8 protein-coding genes are annotated in these 6,385 nt (G+C 47.6%); 4 read left to right on the plus strand and 4 right to left on the minus strand.

Annotation, left to right across the window (positions count from 1 at the left end; genetic code table 11):
• The 4 genes from AC1DUA_RS24820 to AC1DUA_RS24835 form a co-directional block, all read left to right on the plus strand.
• On the plus strand, window positions 1-641 hold a 641-nt coding region (locus AC1DUA_RS24820; protein WP_477502306.1), incomplete at its 5' end, for an ABC transporter substrate-binding protein.
• Window positions 642-886: 245 nt separating this feature from the next.
• Window positions 887-1,717 (plus strand): alpha/beta hydrolase family protein, encoded by an 831-nt coding sequence (locus AC1DUA_RS24825; RefSeq protein WP_477502307.1) that lies wholly within the window; start codon window positions 887-889, stop codon window positions 1,715-1,717.
• A gap of 22 nt (window positions 1,718-1,739) precedes the next feature.
• Complete coding sequence (locus tag AC1DUA_RS24830) at window positions 1,740-1,949, plus strand: YezD family protein (RefSeq protein WP_477502308.1); 210 nt, start codon at window positions 1,740-1,742, stop codon at window positions 1,947-1,949.
• A gap of 13 nt (window positions 1,950-1,962) precedes the next feature.
• Window positions 1,963-2,919 (plus strand): lysophospholipase, encoded by a 957-nt coding sequence (locus tag AC1DUA_RS24835; RefSeq protein ID WP_477502312.1) that lies wholly within the window; start codon window positions 1,963-1,965, stop codon window positions 2,917-2,919.
• Window positions 2,920-3,004: 85 nt separating this feature from the next.
• Here AC1DUA_RS24835 and AC1DUA_RS24840 read toward each other — a convergent pair whose 3' ends face one another.
• The 4 genes from AC1DUA_RS24840 to AC1DUA_RS24855 all read right to left on the minus strand — a co-directional run bounded on the left by AC1DUA_RS24840 (window position 3,005) and on the right by AC1DUA_RS24855 (window position 6,117).
• Window positions 3,005-3,421 carry an ester cyclase gene (locus AC1DUA_RS24840; protein WP_477502313.1) on the minus strand — a complete coding sequence of 139 codons (417 nt, stop codon included), beginning with the start codon at window positions 3,419-3,421 and terminating at the stop codon, window positions 3,005-3,007.
• 301 nt (window positions 3,422-3,722) lie between these two features.
• Entirely contained in the window at window positions 3,723-4,706 is a 984-nt protein-coding gene (locus tag AC1DUA_RS24845; RefSeq protein WP_477502309.1) for an electron transfer flavoprotein subunit alpha/FixB family protein, read from the minus strand.
• Window positions 4,707-4,725: 19 nt separating this feature from the next.
• Window positions 4,726-5,490: an electron transfer flavoprotein subunit beta/FixA family protein gene (locus AC1DUA_RS24850; protein ID WP_477502310.1), complete on the minus strand. Its 765-nt coding sequence runs from the start codon at window positions 5,488-5,490 to the stop codon at window positions 4,726-4,728.
• 39 nt (window positions 5,491-5,529) lie between these two features.
• On the minus strand, window positions 5,530-6,117 hold the full coding sequence (locus tag AC1DUA_RS24855) for a TetR/AcrR family transcriptional regulator (RefSeq protein WP_477502311.1): 588 nt from the start codon (window positions 6,115-6,117) through the stop codon (window positions 5,530-5,532).
• Window positions 6,118-6,385: the final 268 nt, after the last annotated feature.

The raw sequence follows: 6,385 nt of genomic DNA on the forward strand, positions 1-6,385 counted from the left end.
GATTGAAGACGCGGTTAATCAACGTCACGCAAGTGAACATGAATGCCTGGCTGGTTGCGAAAGCGGATGGTTCAAAGTCATTGGATGATCTCAAAGGTAAAAAAGTCGCTACTTCACAAGGTTCTTACATGAGCCGGTATTTAACCAGCCTTCTAAAAGAGAAAGGCCTAGATAAAGATGTGAAGATCCTACACTTATTGCCTGCTGATGCAGAAGCTGCATTATTTCGCGGTGACATTGCCGCCTATGCTTATCCGACTGGTTTCGGCCCTCTGCTCCTGAAGAAAGGTTATGTGGCAATTGATGAAGCTGCTAATCATCCGCTCCTGCAAGGCTCTAGCCTGACGGTAGTAACGGAGGATTATCTGGCCAAAAGCCCGCAATTCCCTAAACTATGGAATGATCTGCGTACCAGAGCTGTCAAAGAAATTCGTGAGAACAGCGAAGAATATTTTAAATTTTATGCTGAAGCATCAGGTTATCCGCTGGATGTTGTGAAAGCATCTTTCAAAATTGAACAGTGGCCTGTAGAGGCAGCTCAGCCAGACGGACTCAAACTGATCGAAGAAACGAAGAAGTTTTTGATCGAACAAGGGCTAGCTAAGAAAGATTATGCGATTAAGGATTGGTTGACGAATTAGGAGTGAGGCTGATGAGAGAAATCCCTATAGCCGTTATAAAGGCGAATTAAACGCGGTTAATGAATGCCAAATATGGAAAGACTCTCACTTGGGGACAACTTAAGTGAGGGTTTTTTCAAATCAACCTATTTTTTACCGAAAATATGTTAAAAACAGGATTGACACCCTCGTACGCGGATGCTAATATTGGTATATAGTTAATTCATACTAATCTTATCGGAATTATACGAAAGGGAGTAAACATCATGGAGCATGCCATCACTATACAAAGCGACGATATCGAATTGGCCGCTACACTGCATTACCCAACGAATCAGACAGGAGCTGCACAAGTTGACTGTCAGCGCTGGCCGTTGATTATCATCTGTCATGGTTTCATCGGCAGCCGGATCGGGGTGGATCGGTTGTTTGTGAAGGCAGCGCGTGAGTTTAGCTCGAAAGGCTATTTGGTCTTGCGATTTGATTATGGCGGCTGCGGCGATAGCACCGGGGATTATGGTGCAGGCGGGCTGGATAATCTCATTGAACAAACACGCAGAGTGATCGATTATGCGTTGACAATTGATTGCGTAGATTTGAGCCGTGTGATACTGGTAGGACATAGTTTAGGCGGAGCTACAGCCGTTCTGACTGCAGCGAAAGATTCCCGAGTTAAAACACTTGTGCTATGGTCTTCAGTAGCCCACCCGCATAATGATATCGTTCGGATTGTTGGCAGAAACGAATATGAGAAATTGCCGCTCGGCGGCGCCATTGACCATCATGGTTATTCACTTACCAGCCGTTTTTTTGATACCTTAGCACAGCATCAGCCGTTTGAACAACTGCGTAAATTTAATGGCGATGTTCTCGTCATTCACGGAACAGCAGATGAAATTATCCCTGTAGATTATGCCCCTTTATATCAGAAGATGTTCTGGCTGCGAAATGAAGGGCAGTGCGATCTGGATCTGGTCTATCAAGCCGATCACACATATTCGACTTCTGGAGCGACCAAAGAACTATTAGAGAAAACAAGCAATTGGCTATCCTTCATTCAGAAACAGAAAAACGATTGGAATGACTGGACGATCTGATCAAGAAGCGGAGGAAAATGAGATGGCGAAACCTTTGGAGTTAGATGACATTTGGGTGGACAGAATTAAGCAAATGTTGAATGGGTTAGAATATGGATCGGTACAAATTGTGGTACACGATGGTAAAATTGCGCAAATTGATAAAACAGAGAGAAAACGATTTGACACAACTTCGCAATCACAATCGCAGCTGCAAGCAGTGAAATCAGTCAAACAAACGAGCAAAGTTTAGCCATCATACGTATATTCCCAAACAGCCTACTTTTTGGCGGGACGATCAGGATGTAAATCAGTATGTCTACGAGTGGCTACCTGAGGAAGCGGTTACAATTAAAGGGCTTGTGCAAATAGCACACGGTATGGCCGAAACAGCTGGAAGATATGAGAGATTAGCCGAGGTGTTGACGAAAAGTGGTTATGCCGTTTATGCGAACGATCATTTGGGACATGGGCGAACAGCTGGATCACCGGATGCTGTAGGTAAGTTTGGGAAGGATAGTTTTCGGCGTATGGCGGAAAATATGGGCCAAATGACAGGGCAAATTCGGAAACGGTATCTGGAGCAGCTGCCTTTATTCGTGATGGGACATAGTATGGGCTCCTTTTTGACTCAATATTATATGGGTACATATCTGAACCAATTTCCTAACCAAGTACAAGGGATCATATTATCTGGATCGAATGGGAGTGAGGGCGCCGCTCTGGGCGCCGGAATCGCGTTAGCGACTGCAGAAGCAGCCATTCGGGGAGATCATCATCGGAGTTCGCTACTAACGGGGTTATCTTTTGGTGCGTACAATAATAAATTCACACCTAATCGAACGGCTTTTGACTGGTTGAGCACAGATCCAGCGGAAGTGGATAAATACGTGGCTGATCCCTACTGTGGAGTGGTATTTACCTCAGGGTTTTTTAGGGATTTCTTCAGGGGGCTGAAGGAGATTCATCGTCCAGATCATCTTCAGCATATACCGAAAGATATGCCTGTTTATATTTTTTCGGGTGAAGAAGATCCTGTTGGCGGACATGGAAAAGGGGTGCGGAAACTCATACGGATGTATGAAGAGCTTGGGCTTCGGAACGTCAGCAGTAAGCTTTATCCGGGTGGACGGCATGAAATGTTAAATGAGGTAAACCGCGAGGAAGTCATGGCTGACTTGGCAGGTTGGCTGGATGAGCAGGTTGAAAAGGGTTGTGTGTAAAGGCTGAGATCAGCAGCTCAGAGTCCCCACTGATTTACGCAAATGCTGTGTTTTGCGTAAATAGGGGAACTTGTTCCGGCATGATTTAAGCATTTCGCTGAAGCTGTAAACGAATGCCTTCGCGATCGATTTGAATCCAGTATTCGACAATTCGTTCGTTTTCGATGCGATAAACAGCACTTGCGATCTCGATAATCGTTTTGCCTGTAGGAGCAAATCCGTCTACCTCACCGATATGTGTGCCAGTTTGCTTCCAGCGCACATAAACACGATCGTTTTGTGCAATCATTTCTTGAATGATTAGCTGAAAATTGCCATAAGCGGCAATCATTTCTCGGACATGGTCAGCATAGTTGGCAGGTGTGCGATGAACGGTGGTTTCGTTTTCTCCTGTCATTTGATGGGCAAGCACGTAATCAGCCATGTAATCATGAGCGGCATCAGGCTGCACGCCGGAACGAGCTTTATCAAAAAATTGTCGAACAACTTCGGTTGGGGTCATTGTCATGATTAGGGCTCCTGACATCTGGAATGTAGGATGAGTTTACTGGAATAACCGAAAGATTTCAAGTAAAGAGTTAGCGCAAGGAACGTAAAAAGGAACTAGAGGGCGCTATTTAAGCTAAAACAGCGAAACGGAAGATCTACGGGAACTACAGGGCATTATTTGCCCTGAAAATGCGCCATTCCTCCCCGAAACGGTGGAATAGCGGCTCACAGTTCCCTAAGATTGACGTATTGACTGTTGTAGCAGCTATTAGCGGACCATAGTTCCCACAATGGTGGAACGTAGGGTAGAGCGACTACTTCAGCAGCTGCCGGAACTCTTCGGTCAGCAGCGGCACGACCTCGAACAGATCGCCGACGATCCCATAGTCGGCTACTTTGAAGATCGGCGCCTCGGCATCCTTGTTGATCGCGATGATGACGCGCGAGGAGCTCATCCCCGCAAGGTGCTGGATGGCGCCGCTAATGCCGCACGCGATGTAGATCTCCGGCGTCACCACCTTGCCGGTTTGGCCGATTTGCATCGCGTATTCGCAGTAGCCCGCGTCGCAGGCTCCGCGGGATGCCCCAACAGCGCCGCCCAAGACGGCAGCCAGCTCTTCGAGCGGCTGGAAGCCTTCGGCGCTGCGCACGCCCCGTCCGCCGGAGACAACGATCTTGGCTTCTGCCAAGTCGATGGTGCCGGACGTTTTCTTGACCACCTCCCGAATGATGCTGCGCAGGGCGGGGGCCGGGTAGGCAACATCGATGACCGAAGCCTGACGCGAGGCGTCTGGCTCTTGGGGGGCGATGTTGTTCGGTCTAATCGTGACGACCCATGGGCCATCCGGGTCGGTAAACGCTTTCTTCTCAACGGCTTTGCCAGCGTAAAGCGGCCGGGTGAATGCCACGCGATCGCCGCTGCGCGAGATCGCCGTCACGTCCGACAGCTGGCCTGAGCCGAGCTTCGCTGCAGCCAGTGGTGCCAGATCTCGGCCGACAGCCGTGTGGCCAAAGTAGAGGGCGTTCGGCTTCACAACGCCAGTTACTGCTAATAATGCGCTTAAGTAGGCTTCCGAGTTGTAGTTATCAAGTCCAGAATCTTCAACAACATAGATGGATTCTGCGCCATATGCAGCTAGTTCGCTTGCTAAAGCTTTCGTGCCGCTCCCGCCAATGAGTGCAGCGTGAATCGCATCGCCTTCCTGAGCGGATAACTGCGCAGCGCGTAAGGCTTCAAAGGATACTTGACGAAGCTTGCCTCCGCGAGCTTCGGCGACAACGAGAAATGTTCTAGCCATGATCGTAGCCTCCCCTTCGTTAAATCACTTTGGATTCGTTGCGTAGTGCTTGGACAAGCTCAGTTACCTGCTGGGCAATTTCGCCTTTGAGAATGCGGCCAGCTTGGCGTTCAGGCGGCAGCGTTAATTCAAGTCTTGTCGTTTTGGCCGAAGCTGATCCAGCGCCTTCAATGTCATCAAGCGTTAAGTGCTGGAACGGCTTTTTCTTCGCTTTCATGATACCTGGCAGGGAAGGGTAGCGAGGTTCATTCAAACCTTGCTGGGCAGTGAAGAGCGCAGGGAGCGGAACTTCAATGACTTCAATGTCCCCCTCTGCATCTCGGTGGGCAATCGCTTGGCCGTTAGAGATTTCAAGTTTTGTAATGGATGCAGCATGTGGTAAGTCAAGAAGAGAGGCGAGGCGAATGGCTACTTGCCCAGCTCCATTGTCTACAGAGAAATTACCGCCTAGCAAGAGGTCGAAAGACTGACTGCGCAGGAACTGTGCTAAAATTTCAGCAACCTCGAATTCATCGCCTTGAATGCGTTCATCGGTGATGAGAATAGCTTCATCTGCCCCCATTGCCAGTGCGGTGCGCAGGGCTTCAGCCGTCCTGTCGGGACCTACGGAGAGCAGAGTAACTTTACCCCCAAATTCATCTCGCAGCTGAATGGCTTGCTCCACGGCGTATTCATCATAAGGATTTATGACGAATTTGGCGCCATCCTCTTGAACACTGCCCGCTTGCAGAACGATTTTCTCCTCTGTATCAAACGTTTGCTTCAATAATACAAAAATGTCCATAGCCAAGCTCCTTCCTGAATATACATGTCATATAGACCCTTAAGCCTCGATGCCTTTCATGAAAAAGTTAACCGTAGGGCGGACTTGAGCGGTTAAGGAATACTTTCGCCCGGAGATGAGCCAAGAAGTCACAACTTCATCCATGCCTCCGAAGATGAGAAGCCGTACGAGTTTGACATCAAAATCAGCGTGGAAGCTCCCGTCTTGTTTGCCTCTTTCTAATATATTTTCAATGAGGATAATATATCTCTTAAGGGCAAGACCAATCTCTTTGCGAAGTTCCAAATCGCTTTGTCTTAGCTCGATTTGCGTGAGAAAAGCAAGATTGACATTCCCTTCGAGCTCGCTGAAATGAATTTCACAAACTTTATAAAGGGCCTGTTTCGCAGTCATTTGTTCGTTCACACCCGTGTTGAACTTCTCCACAAGCTCGCCCAATTTCTCTTGAAACAAACTGGTCAAAATATCCTCCTTCTTTTTGAAATATAAATAGATGGTTCCATCCGCCACTCCGGCTTCCTTGGCTATACGGGATACTTGTGATTTGTGAAAGCCATTCTCGGCAAATACCTTCAGAGCGCCTTCGAGAATTGCGTAATACTTGTCTGGTTTTTTGCTACTTGTCAAGGAGATCACCTCGGTGTTAAGATACAGATATTAGTGAATGAATACTCATTCATTTTTATAATTTCATCATAAAATACGTAGTACGCCTTGTCAACGACTTATTCAGCTTAAGAAGCAAGTAAGAAAGTTAGCCGGCTTACACAAGCAATCAAGCATTTTTCAACTCTGGAAATAGGGTCATATGGAAATTGCTTTTTTACGATGCTTCAATGTAAGCGCTATCTTTTTAGGTGAGGAGGTCCTCCATGACTGGTTCACTCATTCAGTT

Source organism: Paenibacillus sp. 01T422, assembly GCF_056398785.1.

Excerpts from the sequence above, each read along its gene's own strand:
- AC1DUA_RS24830 (WP_477502308.1), top strand. The coding sequence starts at position 1,740 with ATGGCGAAACCTTTGGAGTTAGATGACATTTGGGTGGACAGAATTAAG.
- AC1DUA_RS24850 (WP_477502310.1), bottom strand. The coding sequence starts at position 5,490 with ATGGACATTTTTGTATTATTGAAGCAAACGTTTGATACAGAGGAGAAA.
- AC1DUA_RS24825 (WP_477502307.1), top strand. The coding sequence starts at position 887 with ATGGAGCATGCCATCACTATACAAAGCGACGATATCGAATTGGCCGCT.
- AC1DUA_RS24845 (WP_477502309.1), bottom strand. The coding sequence starts at position 4,706 with ATGGCTAGAACATTTCTCGTTGTCGCCGAAGCTCGCGGAGGCAAGCTT.
- AC1DUA_RS24840 (WP_477502313.1), bottom strand. The coding sequence starts at position 3,421 with ATGACCCCAACCGAAGTTGTTCGACAATTTTTTGATAAAGCTCGTTCC.